18 protein-coding genes and 1 pseudogene are annotated in these 21,987 nt (G+C 38.4%); 12 read left to right on the forward strand and 7 right to left on the reverse strand.

Features of this window, described 5'->3' with window-relative positions:
- Positions 1-640: 640 nt before the first annotated feature.
- The 3 genes from H4J75_RS17895 to H4J75_RS17905 are packed head-to-tail and all read left to right on the forward strand — an operon-like array spanning position 641 to position 3,848.
- Positions 641-931: an OadG family transporter subunit gene (locus H4J75_RS17895; protein ID WP_182217344.1), complete on the forward strand. Its 291-nt coding sequence runs from the start codon at positions 641-643 to the stop codon at positions 929-931.
- Between the two features lie 10 nt (positions 932-941).
- Positions 942-2,711 (forward strand): sodium-extruding oxaloacetate decarboxylase subunit alpha, encoded by a 1,770-nt coding sequence (oadA, locus tag H4J75_RS17900; protein WP_182217346.1) that lies wholly within the window; start codon positions 942-944, stop codon positions 2,709-2,711.
- 6 nt (positions 2,712-2,717) lie between these two features.
- Positions 2,718-3,848 (forward strand): sodium ion-translocating decarboxylase subunit beta, encoded by a 1,131-nt coding sequence (locus H4J75_RS17905; RefSeq protein ID WP_182217347.1) that lies wholly within the window; start codon positions 2,718-2,720, stop codon positions 3,846-3,848.
- Positions 3,849-3,975: 127 nt separating this feature from the next.
- Here H4J75_RS17905 and H4J75_RS17910 read toward each other — a convergent pair whose 3' ends face one another.
- The 3 genes from H4J75_RS17910 to H4J75_RS17920 all read right to left on the reverse strand — a co-directional run bounded on the left by H4J75_RS17910 (position 3,976) and on the right by H4J75_RS17920 (position 5,775).
- Entirely contained in the window at positions 3,976-4,821 is an 846-nt protein-coding gene (locus tag H4J75_RS17910; RefSeq protein WP_182217349.1) for a transporter substrate-binding domain-containing protein, read from the reverse strand.
- Positions 4,821-5,492, reverse strand: coding sequence for a pyridoxamine 5'-phosphate oxidase (gene pdxH / locus H4J75_RS17915; protein ID WP_182217366.1), 672 nt, complete (start codon positions 5,490-5,492; stop codon positions 4,821-4,823). Before pdxH ends, H4J75_RS17910 begins: the two co-directional genes overlap by 1 nt.
- Positions 5,493-5,607: 115 nt before the next feature.
- Positions 5,608-5,775 (reverse strand): PA3496 family putative envelope integrity protein, encoded by a 168-nt coding sequence (locus H4J75_RS17920; protein ID WP_157470838.1) that lies wholly within the window; start codon positions 5,773-5,775, stop codon positions 5,608-5,610.
- Between the two features lie 214 nt (positions 5,776-5,989).
- On the opposite strand from H4J75_RS17920, the gene H4J75_RS17925 reads away from it, so the two are divergent.
- Positions 5,990-8,212: a GNAT family N-acetyltransferase gene (locus tag H4J75_RS17925; protein ID WP_182217350.1), complete on the forward strand. Its 2,223-nt coding sequence runs from the start codon at positions 5,990-5,992 to the stop codon at positions 8,210-8,212.
- A 12-nt stretch (positions 8,213-8,224) separates the two neighbouring features.
- Here the strand turns inward: H4J75_RS17925 and H4J75_RS17930 are convergent, their stop codons facing one another.
- Positions 8,225-8,482 carry a hypothetical protein gene (locus H4J75_RS17930; RefSeq protein WP_182222858.1) on the reverse strand — a complete coding sequence of 86 codons (258 nt, stop codon included), beginning with the start codon at positions 8,480-8,482 and terminating at the stop codon, positions 8,225-8,227.
- Positions 8,473-8,703 (reverse strand): hypothetical protein, encoded by a 231-nt coding sequence (locus H4J75_RS17935; protein ID WP_182217353.1) that lies wholly within the window; start codon positions 8,701-8,703, stop codon positions 8,473-8,475. Before H4J75_RS17935 ends, H4J75_RS17930 begins: the two co-directional genes overlap by 10 nt.
- A 179-nt stretch (positions 8,704-8,882) precedes the next feature.
- On the opposite strand from H4J75_RS17935, the gene H4J75_RS17940 reads away from it, so the two are divergent.
- The 4 genes from H4J75_RS17940 (at position 8,883) to H4J75_RS17955 (ending at position 12,160) form a co-directional block, all read left to right on the forward strand.
- A complete protein-coding gene (locus H4J75_RS17940; RefSeq protein WP_182222859.1) occupies positions 8,883-9,797 on the forward strand; it encodes an ABC transporter ATP-binding protein in 915 nt (304 codons plus the stop codon).
- Between the two features lie 5 nt (positions 9,798-9,802).
- Positions 9,803-10,807 (forward strand): ABC transporter permease, encoded by a 1,005-nt coding sequence (locus tag H4J75_RS17945; protein ID WP_182217357.1) that lies wholly within the window; start codon positions 9,803-9,805, stop codon positions 10,805-10,807.
- 229 nt (positions 10,808-11,036) lie between these two features.
- Positions 11,037-11,777: a transporter substrate-binding domain-containing protein gene (locus tag H4J75_RS17950; RefSeq protein ID WP_182222860.1), complete on the forward strand. Its 741-nt coding sequence runs from the start codon at positions 11,037-11,039 to the stop codon at positions 11,775-11,777.
- On the forward strand, positions 11,774-12,160 hold the full coding sequence (locus H4J75_RS17955) for a YbaN family protein (protein WP_182222861.1): 387 nt from the start codon (positions 11,774-11,776) through the stop codon (positions 12,158-12,160). The genes H4J75_RS17950 and H4J75_RS17955 overlap by 4 nt, the downstream gene beginning before the upstream one ends.
- A 10-nt stretch (positions 12,161-12,170) precedes the next feature.
- Here the strand turns inward: H4J75_RS17955 and H4J75_RS17960 are convergent, their stop codons facing one another.
- Positions 12,171-12,770, reverse strand: a complete 600-nt coding sequence (locus H4J75_RS17960) for a DUF4202 domain-containing protein (RefSeq protein ID WP_182222862.1) — start codon at positions 12,768-12,770, stop codon at positions 12,171-12,173.
- Between the two features lie 291 nt (positions 12,771-13,061).
- Between H4J75_RS17960 and H4J75_RS17965 the strand changes: the two genes are divergently transcribed.
- The 4 genes from H4J75_RS17965 (at position 13,062) to H4J75_RS17980 (ending at position 21,335) form a co-directional block, all read left to right on the forward strand.
- Positions 13,062-14,699, forward strand: coding sequence for a CTP synthase (locus tag H4J75_RS17965; RefSeq protein WP_070374523.1), 1,638 nt, complete (start codon positions 13,062-13,064; stop codon positions 14,697-14,699).
- Between the two features lie 158 nt (positions 14,700-14,857).
- Positions 14,858-16,156, forward strand: a complete 1,299-nt coding sequence (gene eno, locus H4J75_RS17970) for a phosphopyruvate hydratase (RefSeq protein ID WP_182222863.1) — start codon at positions 14,858-14,860, stop codon at positions 16,154-16,156.
- A 977-nt stretch (positions 16,157-17,133) separates the two neighbouring features.
- Positions 17,134-18,258 carry an efflux RND transporter periplasmic adaptor subunit gene (locus H4J75_RS17975; protein WP_182222864.1) on the forward strand — a complete coding sequence of 375 codons (1,125 nt, stop codon included), beginning with the start codon at positions 17,134-17,136 and terminating at the stop codon, positions 18,256-18,258.
- Positions 18,258-21,335 (forward strand): efflux RND transporter permease subunit, encoded by a 3,078-nt coding sequence (locus H4J75_RS17980; protein WP_182222865.1) that lies wholly within the window; start codon positions 18,258-18,260, stop codon positions 21,333-21,335. Before H4J75_RS17975 ends, H4J75_RS17980 begins: the two co-directional genes overlap by 1 nt.
- Positions 21,336-21,709: 374 nt before the next feature.
- Here H4J75_RS17980 and H4J75_RS17985 read toward each other — a convergent pair.
- Positions 21,710-21,987: pseudogene (locus H4J75_RS17985) on the reverse strand (transposase); the annotation flags it as partial.

Raw genomic sequence — 21,987 nt, forward strand, 5'->3', positions numbered from 1 at the left:
TTTGGTTCAAAGTACAGATCCTGAAACAAGTTCAGGATGACGGTGTCGTGTTCAATATGACGGTTTTGCGTTCAGGATGACGACTTTGCGTTCAGGTTAACGGTGTTCGCTTAACACTCTTGTCGTCATGCTGAATTTATTTCAGCACCTGTTTTTTTGGTTCCAATTACAGATCCTGAAACAAGTTCAGGATGACGGATATGTGTTTAGGATGACGGATATGTGTTCAGGATGACGGATATGTGTTCAGGGTTATGGGTAGCATTCAGGGCTTTTGGCTGGGGTATCTTGTGTTTACTTTGTTCAAAATAGCTATCTCATACACATGCTAAAGCAGTTGATTATTTGTTAATTAAACCCCCTTTATATATTTATGCACATATTTAGAATAAACGAAAGCTATGTGTATATTGTATATTATACTGGTTTTTATCTCGCTAGCTCAGCAATATAAGAATACTATATTGTATACAATATGGTAAATATACAGTTTTTTCTTAATAAAACGCTAAAAATACTGAATATTTACTCTAATCTAGATTGACACGAAATTATTTTTATGAAACTGCAATAATTAGTTTGCTTTTTAGGCATTGGAGTGATTATTCTAATAAAACTTTTTGTTTGAATGAGACTTTTCATGGAACACCTAAACCAATTATTTGTAGAAGCGGGCACGTTAATGTTTGCTGGCATGGTCTTCGTTTTTATCTTTTTGGGATTAATGATTGTTTTTATTAATGTCGTTTTAAAACGCCTCGCCATCAAATTTCCAGATGCCGTTATCCAAACAAGATCTACCCGCTCAAATCAAAAAACAAAACAAAATGTTGATGGTGTTTCACCTAAAGTGGTGGCAGCAATTACTTCTGCTGTATCGCAATACCGAAAACAACATAATCAACCCTTAAGCAACCATAAAACTAAATAGGAATAAACTCATGACAAAGCCATTAGGTATCACTGAAGTTGTTTTAAGAGATGGTCATCAATCATTGCTCGCCACTCGTTTACGCCTTGAGGATATGTTACCCATTGCGCCAAAACTTGATGAAATTGGTTTTTGGTCAATCGAGTCTTGGGGTGGTGCTACGTTTGACTCTTGTATTCGCTATTTAGGTGAAGATCCTTGGGAACGTTTGCGCGCATTAAAAAAAGCGATGCCAAAAACTAAACAACAAATGTTATTTCGCGGTCAGAATATTTTAGGTTACCGTCATTATGCTGATGATGTGGTCGAGAAGTTTGTTGAACGTGCTCATGTTAACGGTATTGACGTGTTTCGCATTTTTGATGCAATGAATGATGTACGTAATTTACAAACAGCGATTAAATCAGCAGTAAAAGTCGGCGCTCATGCGCAAGGCACATTAAGCTATACCGAGAGTCCAGTGCATACTCTTGAAGGTTGGCTGACGATGGCTAAGCAGATTGAAGATATGGGCGCGCATTCTTTATGTATCAAAGACATGTCTGGTCTATTAAAACCTTACGACGCTGAAGAATTGATTGGTCGTCTAAAAGAAACGGTCTCTTTACCTATTGCTTTACATTGTCATGCGACCACAGGTTTAAGTATTGCTACTCACATGAAGGCTATTGATGCCGATGTAGATGTTATCGATACGTCTATTTCTTCAATGAGTATGACTTATGGTCATTCACCGACAGAAACGATTGTTTCGATAGTTGAAGGTACCAAACGAGATACCGGTTTAGACATGGTTAAGCTTGCTGAAGTTGCCACTTACTTTCGTGAAGTTCGTAAAAAGTATGCCAAATTTGAAGGTAGTTTAAAAGGTATCGATGCGCGTATTTTACTTGCACAAGTTCCTGGCGGCATGTTAACAAATATGGAAATGCAGTTAAGAGAACAAGGTGCTGCAGACAAGCTTGATGAAGTATTAATTGAAATTCCAAAAGTAAGAAAAGATTTAGGTTATATCCCATTAGTGACACCAACCTCGCAAATTGTTGGTACGCAAGCGGTATTAAATGTATTGACGGGTGAGCGTTATAAGTCAATCACTAAAGAAACAGCCGGTGTTTTAAAGGGTGAATATGGCGCAACTGCCGATAAAGTTAATGCCGAATTGCAAGCGCGTGTTTTAGATGGCGCTGAAGCGATAACTTGTCGTCCTGCTGATTTAATTAAACCTGAACTTGATAATCTTACTGCAGAATTAGAAGAACTTGCTAAAGAGAAACAGATTGATTTAGCCGATGAAGTGATTGATGACGTTTTAACGTATGCATTGTTCCCGCAAATAGGACTGAAATTTCTAGAAAATAGAAATAACCCGGATGCATTTGAACCTGTGCCTACGATTGAAGATGCGGTAGCAGCCTCTGCACCCGCTAAAAGTTCAACTGCGCCAGAAAGTTATGCCGTTAGTGTTGATGGTCAGGTGTTTGACGTCGTTGTAGGCCCTGGAGGGGATATTAGCCAAATTACTCAGCCTAGTAGCAGTCAGTCATCAAAACCGTCCTCATCAACTTCTGAAGCGTTAAATGCACCACTTGCTGGCAATATATTTAAAGTGTTAGTTAATGAAGGTGATGAAGTTGCAGCCGGTGAAGTTGTTATCATTATGGAAGCAATGAAAATGGAAACTGAAATTCGTGCAGTTAACTCAGGTACCGTCACTTCAGTGGATATTAAAGAAGGCGATTCTGTAACTGTTGGTCAAGCTTTATTGAGTTTAGGATAGATAATAATGGATTCGTTAAATAAACTTTGGTTGTCTACTGGCTTAGCTAACTTCGAGTCAGGTCAGGTGATCATGATGATAGTTGGCTGTTTGCTACTTTATCTTGCAATAGCACGTAACTTTGAACCGTTATTGTTATTACCTATGGGCTTTGGTGCGATATTAACCAATATACCATTAGCTGGATTTTCAGAAGTTGGTGGTTTATTACATTTCATCTACTATGCGGGTATTGATACGGGGATATTCCCGTTGATTATCTTTATGGGGGTGGGTGCAATGACCGACTTTGGCGCATTAATCGCTAACCCTAAAACCTTATTGCTTGGTGCTGCTGCCCAATTCGGTATCTTTGCCACCTTATTTGGTGCTATTGCTTTAAACGCAATACCGGGTATTGAATTTACGCTTAAAGATGCATCAGCTATTGCTATTATTGGTGGTGCAGATGGTCCGACAGCGATATTTTTAGCATCAAAACTAGCGCCAGAATTATTAGGTGCTATTGCTGTTGCTGCTTATTCTTACATGGCTTTAGTGCCAATTATTCAGCCACCTATTATGCGCGCATTAACCACTGATGCTGAACGTAAAATTGAAATGGAGCAATTACGCCCAGTAACAAAAATTGAAAAAATAGTATTCCCGTTAGGTGTTCTCATGATGACTATTTTCTTTTTGCCATCAGCAACACCTTTAGTTGGCATGTTCTGTTTGGGTAATTTGATGCGTGAATGTGGTGTGGTTGAACGATTAAGCTCAACAGCGCAGAACGAGTTAATTAATATCACCACCATATTCTTAGGTTTAGGGGTTGGCTCAAAATTAAGTGCCGAAGCCTTTTTGAATATAGAAACCTTAGGTATTTTAGGTTTAGGTGCCGTGGCATTCTCAATTGGTACTGCTTCTGGGGTATTAATGGCTAAGTTAATGAATAAACTTTCATCAACACCTATTAATCCTCTCATTGGCGCTGCCGGTGTTTCAGCAGTACCTATGGCGGCACGTGTTGCTAATAAAGTGGGTCTGGAAGCTAATCCACACAACTTCTTATTAATGCATGCGATGGGGCCTAACGTTGCTGGTGTGCTTGGTTCAGCGGTTGCGGCAGGTATCTTACTGGCATTAGTGGGATAGGAATTGCGGTACGCTTAACGCGTTAACTAACAAAAACGGGAAGCTTTGCTTCCCGTTTTTTTTCATTTTAGCTGCGCTAATGCCCAGGTACGACAACAAATGACATCTTTGCTAGCTTAGCTATCTTTTACTCAATTATACCGTTATCAGGCAATTGGGCGTAAGGAGCTATTTTTTTAAAGTAGTGAGCGGTATCGTCAGACAGCAAGGCATCTAATTGTTTTTTTAGCTTTGCTCCTACTGCATCGTTTGCAACAGCAAGACTTGCTGCAATAACTTTAAACTTTTGATAATAAATTTTTTGTGGGCTTTCTGGGGAGTTGAATTCTGTTGGAACTTTGGTGGAGAGGTCGTCTTGTAATTCTTTAATCGTTGACATCATAGCAACCCGCTCGAAAAGTATCACTTTAAGTCTCCCGCGTGCCATCATCATAATTAATTGCGCTAAACTGCTTACTTCAACAAACTTTTCTCTGGGAACTTGCGCTAATTCAGCGAAAAAATCAGCATTACCAATTAGCGTACCAATGCTCCCTTCGGGCAAATTTTTGATGTCAAAGTTAGCGGGGGATGTTGAATAAAGATCAACGGTAGTGTCAAAGTGCCAAGATAACTCTTGTGCGTATTGGTAAAAGCTTTCTGTTTCACTATCTTTAGGCGTTAAACCTACCATGTCGATACGGTAACTTTTTAATTCCAGCTTCGCCCGAGCATAGGTCATTATTTGATAATTAAACGTTAGTGTCGAATTTTCTTGCAGGCCATTAAGCATATCAATAACAAAACCACTGCCGTCTTCGTTTACTAAAGGAGGAAATGGCTCCAACCCAACTAAAATATTAGTAGGGTTGGCTAATGATTTAACGCTAAATAAAGCACACAAAACAGCAACACCGACAACTTTATATAACACTGATATGTTGTTTGAAATAGACATCTTATAAATACTGTTTGAATGTTTAAATATAGCCATTAAGGATTCAATTTAAATTGATGCCATAGTACCTTTTTGTCATCTTGATTTTGCTCTGGTTCAAAGCAAATACGGTCATGTAAACGATTAGCTCGACCTTGCCAAAATTCAAGATAATGAGGTTTTATTCGCCAACCACCCCAAAATTCAGGTAAGGGAACTTCTTGGCCAGCAAACTTTTTAGTGTAATAAGCTTCGCTCTGCTTTAATGCTTCTTTACTCGCCAGTGGTGAGCTTTGCTTTGACGCCCATGCGCCAATTTGGCTACCGCGGTCTCTGCTATGAAAATACTGTTCTGATTGTTCAGGCGTTACTTTTTCTACTCTGCCTTCTATCCTGACTTGGCGTTGCAGTACATTCCAATGAAATAATAAGGCTATCTTATTATTCTCGTTTAAATCTTGGCTTTTTCGGCTGGCGTAATTAGTATAAAAAACGAAACCATCGTCATTAAACTCTTTTAACAACACCATACGTGAGCTAGGTTGACCGTTTTGATCGCAACTGCTGACAGACATAGCTTCAGGTAATAAAATGCCTGATTTTTTTGCGTCATCAAACCATTGGCCAAACAATTCGATGGGTGTTGTTTGTTCAGAAATATCGGGCAGTGGTAAGGCAACACCTTGACCAAATGTTAATAAGCAGCGTAATTTTTCAAATAATGTCATAACGGTAAATTTAAATGATGTAGGGAGAATAGGTTCGTTAGATAGTAGCATGAATGTTTTATCTGACAATAAGAGATTATCGGCTTAATGCAATCAAAAGTTAATGCAGTGATGACTATATTTCCCAATCATCACTGAAGTCTAATGCTTCACGAAGGCGTTTTTTTTCAAGCAAATCATCGATACGTTTACGCACCTTGCTATTTTTATCTGCTTTTTTACCGGTGGCGAGATCTTTGTCGTAGTTATCAGACTCGTCATTTGCTTTATATTCATCTGCCATTATCGTGTTTTTCTCACGGTTAAGTGTTTTTATTAATAAGGATTAATTTCAAGATAGGCAACAACTGAGAAAATTTCAATAAATTAGCTTAATCGCCTACTATTAATGCCATTATTTTTAGTAAATAACCGCAGATAAAAATAAACTATTTGAATTGCGGGAGCACATTGATAAACTGCTTTCACTTTAGTTTTACTGAATTTAGCGCCTGCTTATGTCTAACCGTAATTTCGTCGAATGGCTTGAAGAAATGCAATGTCAGGCTTTGACCAAATTTCAGCGACAACTGGTGTTACTGGTCGGTGATGCTTGCTGGGTCAAACAGTTACTGCAACTTAATGAACAAAACCAGAGTAAAGACGCTTGGCTGGTGTTTAGTCACCACCCCGAAATTTCTGCTACGATCAACAACAAACACTTTGCTCAGCAACTCGGTAGTGAGCATAGTCGAATATTATTTTCAGGTGTTGAAAATAGCGACTGTTCTGCGCTTAATAGTATCAATTTGGATGCTTTTGCGGCGCTCTCTGGCACGCTAGTCGCTGGCGGTGTTATGTGTTTATGGCTTGAAAAACCATTAATACAAGCGATTGAGCAAACAAAGAAAGCTTCACTTAAGTATTTTTATCGACAACTACTCGACAATAAAGCCTTAATTACGATTACACAAAGTGACGAGCAAACGTTTCCGTTGTTAGATGGTATAGCACCAGTAATATCGACCGTCTCTAGTGATTTTTTATATCAATGTAAAACCAAAGAACAACAAATAGCTGTTGAACATATTATTAAGGTCAGCCGAGGTCATCGAAACCGCCCATTAGTGTTAACCGCTGATCGTGGTCGTGGAAAATCATCAGCGCTTGCTATTGCTTGTGTTGAGCTCATTGCAAATAACACCGCTATGGGCCATGAAAAAATTAATATAGTTATTACCGCACCCCATGTTCGTTCTTTATCGGTTTTTTACCGCCAACTTGCTTGTTCATTAGCGGCACTTGGCGAAAAATTTGACTATGCTAATACCAGCAAAACCGCTTTGGTTCACCCCTTGGGTTCGATAACTTTTGTTGCGGTCGATCAACTTATTCGCCGCGATGATCCATTGAATATTTCGCTATTACTGGTTGACGAGGCAGCTGCCATTCCGGTGCCTTTATTAACAAGTTTAACGGCTCTTTTTTCTCGTGTTGTTTTTTCAAGTACGGTTCATGGTTATGAAGGAGCAGGGCGCGGCTTTACGGTAAAGTTTCAACAAGCGTTAACAAAGCAAGTGCCGCAGTGGCGAAGCTTTCATATGCATCAGCCTATTCGCTGGCGTCAAGACGATCCGTTAGAAGTCTTTGTTTTTGAAAGTTGTTTACTCAACGCCAAGTTAACAGAATTGCCGTTACTAACTCAGCCTGTAACCGAAATTTCTTTGAATAAAGCAACCTTAAGCCAATCATCAACAGTGCAGTTGGCTAAAGAATCGTTATCTTTTAGCCAAGTGTCATCAACGTCGTTGATTGAAGACACGGCGTTATTAAAGCAAGTTTTTGCTGTGCTGGTCACCGCTCATTACCAAACGTCACCGAACGATATTACGCTATTACTTGATAATAAAGCGCTACAATTATTTGTCGCCAAATTAGGTGATGATATTGTCGGTGTTGCCTTACTTCTTGAAGAAGGGTGTAATAAAACAGCCGATATTCAAGCGATAGCAACAAATCAACGTCGACTAAAAAATCAGTTTATTCCCCAATCTTTATTAACTCATTGTGGTTTTAGTGAAAGTTTTAGTTATCAATATTTGCGGGTTTTACGCATAGCTATTCATCCACAATATCAAGGGTATGGTTTTGGCCGTTGTTTTGTTAAAGCGCTAGAAAATTTTGCAAAAAAGCAGCAAGTTGATTTTATTGGCGCGAGTTTTGGTGCCAATGCGCAGTTACTTAAGTTTTGGCAAGATGCTGATTATCAAATTGCTCGAATAGGTTTTACTAAAGACCAAGCCAGTGGTGAGCATTCCGCGCTGGTGGTTTCTGCAATGAGCGACCGGGGGCAATTTTTTGAACGAAAAATTGCCAGTGAATTTTATAGTTCATTCGATTATTTACTCACCGATGAATACAAAGGTTTATCGCCTAAGTTAGTGTGGCAAATATTACATCATTGCCCTGATAAAAGTTTACCGCAGTTAAGCGCCCATCAGCTGAGCAGCATTAGCGATTTTATTCAACAAAAACGCCAGTTTAGTCATTGCGTAAAAGCGTTACATTATTGGTGTCTTTTACACTGTAAAGAAAATTATCAAGCAAGTATACTCGTGTTAATCGAGCGTATTTTACAGAAAAAGCCCGTTGATGAAGTATGTAAGAATCATCAGTTAACCGGTAAAAAAATGCTAAATCAGGCATTAATTGACTACATTGCGCAGGCTCAAGCGCAATAGCTATTCAATCGCCTAGGCAATCTGTTGTTGCCAAAATTTAAGCATAGTAAAATAATGGCAAGGCTGACTGGCGAAAGCGGTGAAGTCGTCATGTTTGATAAGGCGAGTTAAATAATAGCTGATCACCTTTGCTAATTCATTACTGGGATGCTGCGCATAAGTTTTGGTTAATACGCTCAACCAATCTTCTATTTGATAAAGCTCACTTGAATATGCAATAGCGCAATGAATACTATCTTTGTGAGAACCCGCGGAATAAGTTAACGGCATCTTGATTGCTCTCCCTGTAAGCTGCTTAGTAAGAGTGATTGCCACAATGTTTTACGCGCAGCATCATCTAAGCACCTGCACTCATTACCGGGCAAAGCGCCAGACAAGATTAACTTTTCTAATAATATGATGGGTAATTCAACTTTTGCCTTTTCAGTGTGTATGTGGTGATAATTGTCTTGAATATTTTTTCTATTGATAGAATATTGTTGCGCACCCATGATGAAACTCCTTTGCTTTGTCGATAACGTTAGATTTAATTTAATGTAATAGTTGTCACAATGCAAATGATAATTATTATCATTTGCATTGTGGCGGTATTTTATTGTTTTTAGTGATGTGATCTTTACACAGATCCCATTACAATAATGAGCAAGCATTAGGTATTATTAGGAAAGTTATGACACAGAGTCAGCAACGGGTTGGTCAAACAAAAAACGATGTTATTGAAGTTAATCATTTAGTTAAAAGTTATAAAGGCGTGCAAGCGGTTGATGATATTAGTTTCACCATTACTAAAGGACACTGTTTTGGTCTGTTAGGACCAAATGGTGCAGGAAAAACGACGACCATTGAAATAATGGAAGGGATAATTCCAGCGACCAGTGGTGAAGTGCTTTACTCAGAAAAAAGCATAGGTAAGGATATAAGTCAGCAAATTGGCATTCAATTTCAAAGTACTGCTTTGCAAGATTTTTTAACGGTACAAGAGACCTTAAATTTATTCACTGCATTTTATGACAACACCGTACCTCATCAGCAATTAATTGAGCTCTGTGGCTTAAAAGATTTTTTAGAGAGAGATAATCGTTTGTTGTCGGGTGGACAGCGCCAACGGTTATTATTAGCACTGGCGTTAATTAATGACCCCGATATTATTTTTCTTGATGAACCCACCACTGGGCTTGATCCACAGGCGAGACGTAATTTTTGGCAATTAATAAAAAATATTAAAGCCCAAAATAAGACGGTTATTTTAACCACTCATTACATGGACGAAGCGGAACAACTTTGTGATGAAGTAGTTATTATGGACAATGGTAAAATTATTGAAAGTGGCACACCTAATCGATTACTTGCCAAGCATTTTCAAGAGGTTTTTATTTATTTACCTCAAGAGCAAGTACCGCAGCCATTAATTGAAAAACATCAGTGGACTATCGAACACGAGCGGGTCGAAATAACGACGCAACATGTGGAAGAAACTATTAGCTTGTTAATTGCTGAGAAAATTCCATTAGAAGGTTTACAAGTAAAGTCTCCAAATCTTGATGACCTTTTTCTAAAATTAACCGGCCATTCGTTGAGAGAGTAAAATATATGAATTTCAAACGTTTTTTTGCGGTAGTCAAAGCCCGTAATATTGAATTTTTTCGCGATCGTTCATCGTTAGGGTGGAATTTATTTTTCCCTATTCTCATGTTAGCGGGTTTATCTTTTGTTTTTTCTGGTGACGGAAAAGCCGTTTATAAAGTGGGGGTTATCGACAGTAAAACCGTTCAATCGAGTTTTATGGAAACACGTTACGTTGACTTTATCGATTATCAAGATAAGGCGTTAGCAACCGTAAAATTAGAACAGCATGCTATTGATTTTTTAGTCGACTTTAGCCAAAAAAGCTATTGGGTTAACCAAGGTTCGCCAAACAGTTACCTGGTTGAAAAAATCTTTTTAGGACAACACAATAACTTTCAACGCTTAGAAACCTATGGGAAGAAAATTCGTTATGTCGACTGGGTTCTGCCTGGGATCCTTGGAATGAACATGATGTTTAGTTGCCTATTTGGTGTTGGCTACGTGATAGTACGTTATCGGAAAAATGCGGTATTAAAACGTTTAAAAGCGACACCGCTTTCAGCGTTTGAATTTGTATCAGCACAATTAGTGTCACGTATCTTTATTGTGATGTTTATGTCGAGTGTTGTTTATATTGGCTGTAATTTCTTTTTTGATTTTTACATGCTGGGCAGCTATTTTGATCTATTTATCATCGCAGTTTTAGGTGCTATTAGCTTAATATCTTTAGGTTTGCTGGTCGCGAGCAGAAGTAAGAGTGAAGAGCTTATTGGCGGTTTACTTAATTTGACCTCATGGCCAATGATGTTGTTATCAGGTGTTTGGTTTAGTTTAGAAGGTGCACCCAATGCGGTAAAAGTTTTTGCTGACTTTTTACCTTTAACTCATTTAGTGGCTGGAGCGAGAAAAGTGATCACCGAAGGTGCAACCCTAGCTGATATCAGTTATCACCTGAGCGCACTTTTGATTATGAGTACTATTTTTTTAGCGTTAGGCTCTTACTTATTTAGTTGGAATACCGAGCGATAATAGCGGTTGCTGTTTTATAGCGAGACCTATCAATAATTATACTAGGTCTCGTTGCGTGACAAAAACCATCGATAACCCCCCTCATCGTTAGGAGTGTTATCGATAATACCTCGCTGTTGAGCAAAGATAACCTTGTTATAAATCAGTGAAATTTAAAGTGCTTAAAAAATATTTTTTTATTAGATAAAATATATTATGCTTAATTCATAGCAGTTAAGGATAGTTATTAGTGATTTCCAATCGTGTGTTTATTAAGTTTATTTGCCTTTTAAGTGTGTTGTTTTACTGTAATACCAGTATTGCGACAGATATATTACGTGTCAGTATTCCTCAAATGCCAGTTCATGCGGTAAGTAAAGATGAAGGAGTTTTGGTCGATTTTGTTAAAGTGCTTGCCAAGAAACTAGACCAAAATATAGAAATTCAGATAGTGCCTTTTTCGCGTTCTATCTATTATGTTATTACTAATCAAGTTGATTTTCATTTACCCTTTATTAAGCCCAAAGCTGAGAATTCGCCTCAAGATAACTTTATTTATTCAGACGAAACTATTTTTCATGTCAACTTTGTACTTTATACCCATAAAGATAGGTTTGTTGATCTCACTAAACTGGTAAATTATAAGATTGAAACTGATGCTGCTCACCTGCCTTTTTTTAGTGAATTAAAGATGGGTTCTAGTTGTATCCTTTGTAGTTTAAAGAAAGTGCAGCATAAAATGACCGACGGTTATATTTTTGCTGATTCTTCCACCGATCCTCTTTTACGTGAAAATTTGCCGTTGTTAGCTGCTGTTAAACGTCAACTTTATAAAAAGTTTGAAGTTAAAATGGTTTTTCCTAAGACAGAGAAAGGACAAAGTCTTAATAAAGCACTTAGTGTAATTGTTAATGAAATGCGTTTGTCAGGAGAGCTACAGCAGTTATTATCCTCAGTTGACTTTATCTATAATGATTGGCAAATAGAATGAACGAACTGCTAGCACAGAGGCTCTTAAAACTTACTGGTTTGTTCTTTGTAGGTCTTGCTCTACTGGGTGTGGTATTGCCGATTCTTCCTACCACACCTTTTCTGTTAGTTGCGGCGAGTTGTTTTGCTAAGTCTTCGCCACGTATGAATAAAAGATTACTTAGACATAAAGTTTTTGGCCCCTTGATTTACCATTGGCAAACATCAGGCAGTATTCCTAAAAGGGCTAAAACAATCGCTTTAAGTACTATTATCTTAGCCACCATGGGTTCGTGCTATCAATTAGACAATAACCTACTGCGAGTGTTGGTCATCGTTTTAGTTGCAGGGCCCTTTATTTTTCTATGGCGTTTACCTCTTTCAGCAGAGGAACAGAAAACTTAACTGTTAATTATTAATCAGCGAGTGCTTTACCCACTAAGGTCGCTAAATGGTTAGGTAGTGTTAATGAAAGTGCTATTTCGTGGCCACGCGCTGACATTTTTCCCCAAGTTTTCTTTACTATCCTTATGATTTTAGCTTCGTTGTCTGCTTCGGTATATTTAGCGGCAAAAGCGTGAAAGTAATATTGTAAAAAGACTAAGCAAGCGACATCCTCTAACGTTTGCGTGTTGGCATTTGTTTTGAGCTGTTCTTTTCTTAAAATACAAGCGGTCAATTCAGCCTCATGCTCAGAATAATCATTTTCTAACATTAATGACTTAGTGAGCTCAGCGTGGAACTTTCCTTGGGAAATCCGCCACTGATAATAGCCAGCTTTGCCTTCATCAAATTCGGTACGCTTTAAGTCCCAGCGTTTAATATGCTGTGCCCGCACAGCTATTTGTAATAATTCATTTGACTGAGGAAAATACTGCTCAAGACAAGAGGTCATGTATTGACCATAAAGTAATTCATTGGCTTGAGGATGCCCATTAACAAGTGTTTGATTGGGATCTTCACTATTTATTTTATCGATAGCACAAAGTACGGCGGTTAAACGAGATGAAGTCATAAAGGGTATCCAATGCCTAGGGTGAATTAAAACAATATGTTAGCTTTTTATCGATAAAATAAACACAGTCATTAAATATTTTTGTCAAAATAACAGAAATTGATCGGTAGATCATATTGTCGTGGTAGCTAGTTTTAAGTATAATGTTTTCCCGTCCTGCTAGGTAGGTGCGTTTTTCAAAATCATGACTAAACTTACCTCATTATTCGCTAATTAATTCGTATAATAAGCTAGCAAAACAACTTAAGTAAAACACACAAAATTCCTGCTCACTCTGACTTTTGGTATCACATGACAACTAGATATATTTTTGTAACCGGCGGCGTTGTATCGTCTCTTGGTAAAGGTATTGCCGCGGCTTCTCTTGCTGCAATTCTTGAAGCACGCGGCTTAAAAGTCACAATGTTAAAACTTGACCCTTATATTAATGTTGACCCGGGTACGATGAGTCCTATTCAACATGGTGAAGTATTTGTTACCGAAGACGGCGCGGAAACTGATTTGGATTTAGGGCATTATGAACGATTTATTCGTACCAAAATGACCAAGCTTAATAACTTCACCACCGGCAGAATATATCAAGATATTCTTGCACGTGAGCGCAAAGGTGAGTTTTTAGGTGCCACTATTCAAGTTATTCCTCATATTACTAACGACATTAAGCGTCGTGTTATCGAGGGTGCTGAAGGTTATGACGTTGCTATGGTTGAGATTGGCGGCACGGTTGGTGATATTGAATCACAACCTTTCTTAGAAGCTATCCGCCAGTTAGGTACCGAATTAGGACGTGAGCGTGCGATGTATATGCACCTAACGTTAGTGCCTTATATTAAAACAGCCGGCGAAATTAAAACAAAACCAACTCAACACTCAGTGAAAGAGCTACGCTCAATCGGTATCGTCCCTGATATTTTAGTGTGTCGAAGTGAACGCACTGTGCCTGCTAATGAGCGAGCAAAAATATCTTTGTTTACCAATGTTGCTGAAAAAGCAGTTTTATCAATGCGTGACGTTGATAGCATTTATAAGATTCCGGCGTTACTTAAAGCCCAAGGTATAGATGAATTAGTGGTTAAACGTTTTGGTCTTGATGTACCCGCAGCCGATTTAAGTGAATGGGAAAAAGTACTCTATCAAGAAGCTAACCCTTTTGGTGAAGTTACCATAGGCATGGTAGGTAAATATATTGAATTACCAGACGCGTATAAATCTGTTAACGAAGCATTAAAACATGCCGGCTTGAAAAACCAAGTAACGGTAAACATTAAATACATTGACTCACAAGATCTTGAGAGCAAAGGAACTGATGTTTTAGGAACCGTTGATGCGATATTAGTGCCAGGTGGTTTTGGTATTCGTGGCGTTGAAGGAAAAATTTTAGCGGCGAAATATGCCCGTGAAAACAAAGTGCCTTATTTAGGGATTTGTTTAGGTATGCAAGTGGCGCTTATTGATTATGCCCGCAATGTTGCAGGTCTTACTGACGCTCATAGCACCGAATTTAACCCTGAAACCCCACATCCAGTGGTTGGTTTAATTAATGAATGGTTAGATGAAGAAGGCCAAGTTGAATACCGTCATGAAAATTCAGACTTAGGCGGCACGATGCGTTTAGGTTCACAATTGTGCCACCTTGTGAAAGGTACCAAGGCATATGACGTATATGGCAGTGAAACAATTTATGAGAGACACCGTCATCGTTATGAGGTAAATAATAACTACCGTGAGCAAATTAGCAAAGCTGGTTTGGTGTTCTCGGGGTTATCTACGGATAAAACATTAGTTGAGATGATTGAAATACCGGATCATCCTTGGTTTATTGCTGGGCAGTTTCATCCTGAGTTTAATTCAACTCCACGTGATGGACACCCATTGTTTGAAAGCTTTATTGCTGCTTCATTTGAGCATCAAAAACAGCAATCAAGTTAAACCTGAAAATTAATAAAACCGTAGCATAGTGCTGCGGTTTTGCTTTCTGGCATAATTATTTATGGCAAAATGTTTTATCAGTAAAATGTAAACTAAAAACTATTACCAACTTAATAGCGGTTCATTCGCTGTAGTGCACTCAATTTAAAGGAATTATAATGTCGAATATCAGTAAAATTATCGCCCGTGAAATTATGGACTCTCGTGGTAACCCAACCGTTGAAGCTGACGTTTTTTTAGCATCGGGTGCTTGGGGCCGTGCTGCTGCACCCTCTGGCGCATCAACCGGTTCACGTGAAGCGTTAGAGTTACGTGATGGTGATAAGTCTCGTTATTTAGGTAAAGGCGTATTAAAAGCGGTTGCGGCGATAAACAATGACATTCAAACGGCATTGATCGGACAAAGTGCTTTAGAACAAGCCACTATTGATCAAATCATGATCGACTTAGACGGTACTGAAAATAAAGAAAAATTTGGTGCCAATGCTATTTTAGCGGTTTCATTAGCAAATGCAAAAGCAGCCGCAATGGAAAAGAAAGTACAATTGTTTGAACATATCGCTGATTTAAACGGAACACCGGGTCAATACTCATTACCTTTACCTATGATGAATATTATCAATGGCGGTGAACATGCAGACAATAATGTTGATATTCAAGAGTTCATGATCCAACCGGTGAGTGCTAAAAGCTTCAGTGAAGCATTACGTATGGGCGCTGAAATATTTCATGCCTTGAAAAAAGTATTATCAGCAAAAGGTTTAAATACTGCCGTTGGTGATGAAGGTGGTTTTGCACCTGATTTAGCCTCGAATGCTGACGCCTTAGCCGTTATTAAGGAAGCAGTTTCTGCTGCCGGTTATGAATTAGGTAAAGACATTACGTTAGCGATGGATTGTGCTGCTTCAGAATTTTATGATAGCGAGAAAGGCATTTACGACCTGAAAGGCGAAGGCAAGCAATTTACAGCTAACGAATTCTCTGATTTCTTAGCAACGTTATGTGAAGAATATCCTATCGTTTCTATTGAAGACGGCTTGGACGAGTCTGATTGGGATGGTTTTGCTTACCAAACAAAATTATTGGGCGATAAAATACAAATTGTTGGCGATGATTTATTTGTAACCAATACTAAAATCTTAGCACGTGGTATTGAGCAAGGTATTGGCAACTCAATTTTAATTAAGTTTAACCAAATTGGTACCTTAACTGAAACATTAGCGGCGATTAAAATGGCAAAAGATGCTGGTTTTACTGCAGTTATCTCTCATCGTTCAGGCGAAACCGAAGATGCAACGATTGCTGATTTAGCGGTAGGTACAGCGGCAGGCCAAATTAAAACTGGTTCACTTTGTCGTTCAGACCGTGTTTCTAAGTACAACCAATTACTACGTATTGAAGAGTACCTTGGTGATAAAGCTATATTCAACGGCCTGTCAGAAGTTAAAGGCCAATAACGATTAAACTATGTTTATTTCTTCCTACCACGTTGTTAGAAGTACTCATTGACTATCGTCAACTCCGTGCGTCTGCCTAGTGGTAGTTTGAACTAACTCATATTTTAATTCGTTATTTGAGTTATAAATATAGTCGGAGAAAGCCACTCATTTGAGTGGCTTTTTATTTTTAGGGATAACTGATTTAGACAGGAGGCTAGTTTAATAACCTAGCTAAAGCATGTTTATTTCTTCCTACCACGTTGTTAGAAGTACTCATTGACTATCGTCAACTCCGTGCGTCTGCCTAGTGGTAGTTTGAACTAACTCATATTTTAATTCGTTATTTTTGCTATAAATATAGTGATAAAAGCCACTCATTTGAGTGGCTTTTTATTTTTAGGAATAACTGATTTAGACAGGAGGCTAGTTTAATAACCTAGCTAAACTATGTTTATTTCTTCCTACCACGTTGTTAGAAGCACTCATTGACTATCGTCAACTCCGTGCGTTTGCCTAGTGGTAGTTTGAACTAACTCATATTTTAATGCGTTATTTTTGTTATAAATATAGTAGTTATAAATATAGTCATAAAAAGCCACTCATTTGAGTGGTTTTTTATTTTTAGGGATAACTGATTTAGACAGGAGACTAGTTTAATAAAACATCAATTGTCATGATTGGTGTTTTTTTGTTTCTGTTGATGCTTAACAATATAAAATATAGACACTTAATGATCACAGACTGTCGAGGGGGTAATAAGCTAGGGGCAGGGTAGTGTCTTTTGAAAGCCTTTTACAGGCACCTCTACTATATCTTTTAGGATTTTAGCCGGCCTAACTCGATGCAACTTTATTACGTTAAGTGGTTAATATTCTGGGCTAAGTTACTGGCTAGTTAAATGCTATTAATTAGGCTTTAGGTTATAATATTTGTGCGAACATGCTCGCTAAACTTACTGCTTAAACTCATTATTAATATGCTTTTAGAGAACTTTTATGTCAAATAAGTCTGTACCTACAGCGCCAACAAGTACTTCTACTTTTACCAACCGACTACCTTTATTGATTTTAGTTGCTATTTTAGTCGTCTTAATTGTTTATTTGCAGTGGCCTGAAGCTAAGCAGGAAGAAAGTAAATTTGAACGTGTTGTTGCGGTAAAAATGGTGCCAGTGGTACTTACTGAATTTATTGAGAGTGTTGAAGCTGTCGGTACAGCGCGCGCTAATGAACAAGTGATTATTACCAGTAAATATTCAGATCTTGTTGATGAGATTAATTTTGACGATGGTCAAAAAGTAAAAAAAGGTGCTGTGTTAGTCAAGCTGAATAATCAAGAAGAGCTGGCAAAAGTTAACGAGTTAACCGCCAACTTGTCAGAATCACAGGCACATTTAACGCGTTTAACTAAGCTGCTTTCTAGCAACACAACCTCTAAATCTTTAGTCGAGCAGCAAGAAGCAAAAACTAAAGCGATTGAAGCACAACTTGTGAGTGCAAACAGTAAAGTAAATGATTTAATTATTCGAGCACCATTTGCTGGCGTTCTTGGTTTTCGTGAAGTGAGTAAAGGAGCTTATCTTGATGCGGGTGATATTATTACCAGCTTAGATGACCTGAGCAGTGTTAAGGTAGATTTTCATTTACCTGAGCGTTTACTCACTCATATTCATGTGGGTCAACAAGTGACTGCTTTTAATAGCGCCTATCAAGGTAAAGAGTTTATTGGTGAAATTACAGCGATTGATAGCCGTATTGATGCAAGCACGCGCAGTATTAAAGTTCGCGCTACTCTCAATAATAAAGCGTTAAAACTGCGACCTGGTATGTTGCTGAATATTAGTGTGTTATTACAAGTAGAAAATATTTTGCAATTACCTGAAAGCAGTATTATTCCTATAGAGAATATTCACTACGTTTTTATTGTTAGAGAAAACAAAGCTGTGCGTAAGGCGATAAAAATTGGTCGACGTCACCCCGGAGTGGTAGAAGTTATATCAGGCTTAGTTGCCGGTGAAGAAGTGGTTGTAGAAGGAGCACTGAAACTTCGTGATGGTTCTGCTGTAAGTATTAGTGGTCAAAAAGCTGAAACAGATATTCCTGAAAATGGGAGTAAGACCTAGTGATATTGTCTGACTTATCGGTTAAAAGACCGGTTTTTGCTACCGTTATAAATTTACTTATTATTACTTTTGGTATTGTTGCTTTCTTGATGCTGCCATTACGAGAGTACCCTGATATTGACCCTCCTATTGTTAATATCAGTACTAATTACCCCGGAGCGTCAGCGGCGATTGTCGAGACTAAAATAACCCAATTACTTGAAGACAGAATCAGTGGCGTTGAAGGAGTTAAAACCATTAACTCAAACAGCCGTGTTGGTCGTTCTAGTATAACCATTGAATTTAATTTAGATCGAGATATTGATGCGGCAACTAATGATGTACGCGATCGTATTTCTCGAGCACTAAATAACTTACCAGAGCAAGCCGATCCTCCTGAAGTATCTAAAGCCAATGATGATGAAAACGTCATCGTTTGGTTTGTTTTACAAAGTGAAACCATGAGCACACTAGCGTTAACTGATTACGCTAATCGATATATTGTAGACCGTTTTGCTGTGGTTGATGGTGTTGCTCGCATACGGGTTGGTGGTGGACGTACTTATGCAATGAAAATACGCCTAAACCGCGCATCAATGGCAGCTCGTAATATTACGGTACAGGATATTGAACGTACTTTACGTGATGAGAATGTTGAATTACCAGCGGGACGCATTGAGTCAGTTGATCGAGATTTCTCTATTCGTGTAGAGCGCAGTTATTTATCAGAACAAGATTTTGCCAATATGGTTATTGATCGTTCTGAAAGTAATTCACTGGTACGTTTAGGTGATGTTGCTGAAGTTTTTATTGGCGCGCAAGATGATGAAAACATGTTTCGTGGTAATGGCAAAAATATGGTTGGCTTGGGTGTTATTAAGCAATCTAAGGGGAATACCTTAGATGTTGTTAAGTCAGCAAGAAAAGAGATGATCGCTATTCGTAATACATTACCTGTTGGTACCACTATTACTAATAGTTACGATAGCTCTGTTTTCATTGAAGGCTCTATTGATGAAGTATATAACACGTTAATTATCGCCATGTTGATGGTGGTATTGGTTATCTTTTTATTTTTAGGTAATGTCCGAGCTACTCTTATACCTGCAATTACGGTACCCGTTGCTTTAATTGGTTCAATGATGGCGCTGTCATGGTTTGGTTTTTCTATTAACTTATTAACCTTACTCGCCTTAGTACTCGCAATTGGCTTGGTCGTTGATGATGCCATCGTTGTACTTGAAAATATTTATCGTCGTATCGAAAATGGTCAAACACCATTGATGGCTGCGTATGAAGGAGGTCGTGAAGTTGCTTTTGCTGTTGTTGCAACTACGTTGGTGTTAGTAGCCGTATTTGTACCTCTTGTCTTTTTATCGGGCAATATGGGCCGATTATTTACCGAATTTGCTATCGCTATATCCGCCGCAGTAATATTTTCAAGCCTAACTGCTTTATCGCTTACACCCATGATGTGTTCAAAAATGTTAAAACACAGAGAGCGGAGCTCTTCCTTTGGTCAAAAGCTAGATCGTGCTTTTGCTCGTTTTGAAGCGTCTTATGGTCGCGCCCTTAAAAGTAGTATTCATCAACCCATGCTTATCGTACTCGTGTTGGGCTTAGCATTAGCCGCAGTGTTTTTGCTGTTTAATAAATTACCTTCTGAATACACCCCAAAAGAAGATCGCGGTAATTTCTTTTTAATGATGCAAAGCGCTGAAGGCGCAAGTTATGAAAACAACGTTAAAAATATGCATGAAATTGAAGAAAAGCTTCTAGCTTATCAAGCTCAAGGTGAGTTAGACCGAGTGTTAGTGCGTGTACCTGGTTTTGGAGGGAGCGGTGGTGTTGCTATTGTTGGTTTACCTGAATGGGATAAACGTAGCATTGATACATTCAGTTTTATTAATAAAATAAACGCAGATATGCAAAGTGTGACTGATGTACGAGCCTTTGCCATTATGCGCCGTGGCATTGGTGGTGGCGGTGGCGATAACCCTGTGTCTTTTGTTTTACAAGGGAACACCTTTGAAGAGCTAGCACAGTGGCGTGATATTTTGATCACAGAAGCGCAAAAAAATCCTAACTTGTCGAATATCAACAGTGATTATCAAGAAACATATCCTCAGTTATTAGTTCAAATAGATCGTGAACGTGCCTATGATTTAGGTGTGACAGTGGGTGATATCGCCCAAACCCTAGAGACTATGCTAGGTCAACGTCGTGTTACAACGTTTGTTGATCGAGGTGAAGAGTATGATGTAATTGTTGAAGGTGATGAAAAGCAATTTCAAAGCCCTGCAGACATTGAAAATTTATATATTCGCTCTCGTACTACCGACAAATTAATACCATTAGCTAGTGTTTTAAATATTGGTGAAAATGCAACCTCGTCTCAACTCAATCGTTATAACCGCCTGCGTAGTATTACTGTTACTGCAAATTTGACTGATGGTTATGCTTTAGGTGACGCACTAGATTTCCTTGTCGATGTGACTAAAAATAAACTGCCAGAACATGTGCAAGTGGATTATAAAGGCGAGTCGCTATTGCTAAAAGAATCAGGTAATTCCATCATGTTTGTTTTTTTGTTGGCCCTATTAATTACTTATTTGGTGTTAGCTGCCCAGTTTGAAAGCTTTATTCATCCTTTTGTTATTTTACTTACCGTACCGTTAGCATTGGTTGGTGCACTTGCTGGGCTCGAGTTAATGGGCATGAGTTTAAATATCTACAGCCAAATTGGTATTATCATGCTAATAGGCTTAGCAGCTAAAAACGGTATTTTAATTGTAGAATTTGCCAACCAGTTACGTGACAAAGGTATTGCTTTTGAAGAAGCATTAATTAGTGCTTCACAGCAAAGATTACGCCCTATTGTTATGACAACATTTACAACGGTAACCAGTGCTATTCCTTTAGTGTTTGCGGTCGGTCCTGGAGCTGAAAGTAGAATGGTTATTGGTGTGGTGATTTTTGCGGGTGTATCACTAGCGAGTATATTTACCTTATTTATTGTGCCAGGCGCATATTATTGGTTATGTCGTAATACCGGCTCTCCACAGGCGATTGCTAATAAAATTGAACAGCAAAGCTAATGGCCCAGAGGTTTTAATGTTTAAATAAAAAAGCCTAGCAGACGTGAGTCGCTTATTACTAATCACTTATTCAAAGATAAAAATATTAATTTATCGTCGAACGATTGGAAGCAGAAATTACTATGCCACCCATAATAATTCTACACAATAAGAAATTACTATGCCACCCATGATAATGCTGCACAATAATAAGGCACTGAAACACTGCTATCCATTGGCCAACAACAAGGCATGTACTTCATCTTGTAAGCCTTTGCATATCGATTTTGATAGATGTTGACTAAATGAGTGAATTTCAGGCAAGCTTTACTTCTCCCCCAAGGTAGCCGTATTTTTTCTTGTGGCTTTCTTGCTGTTTTTGAATGTAGCTATGTTTACGCGCTATTCAAACAAGCTTGGGCATTTGTTTTACCGTGTGCGCGCTTTAACCCCACGTGCTCAGTAAATTCACACAAATGCTCTGCGGTGCCGACTGCGCCCGTGAATATACCTTCAAAGTTTGTGGTGAGTTTGAGCCAACTTTCATTGCTGATGTGAAGTCTTGACAGTATATTTGCGGTTTTGTTATCGATAGCGCCTCGTTTGTCTGCTCTTATTACGCGACCTGTTTCATCTACAAGGGTTAAATAGTCCTTCAAGCTAAAGCGGATAC

Source organism: Colwellia sp. BRX10-1 (assembly GCF_014077545.1).
Lineage (GTDB): Bacteria > Pseudomonadota > Gammaproteobacteria > Enterobacterales > Alteromonadaceae > Colwellia_A.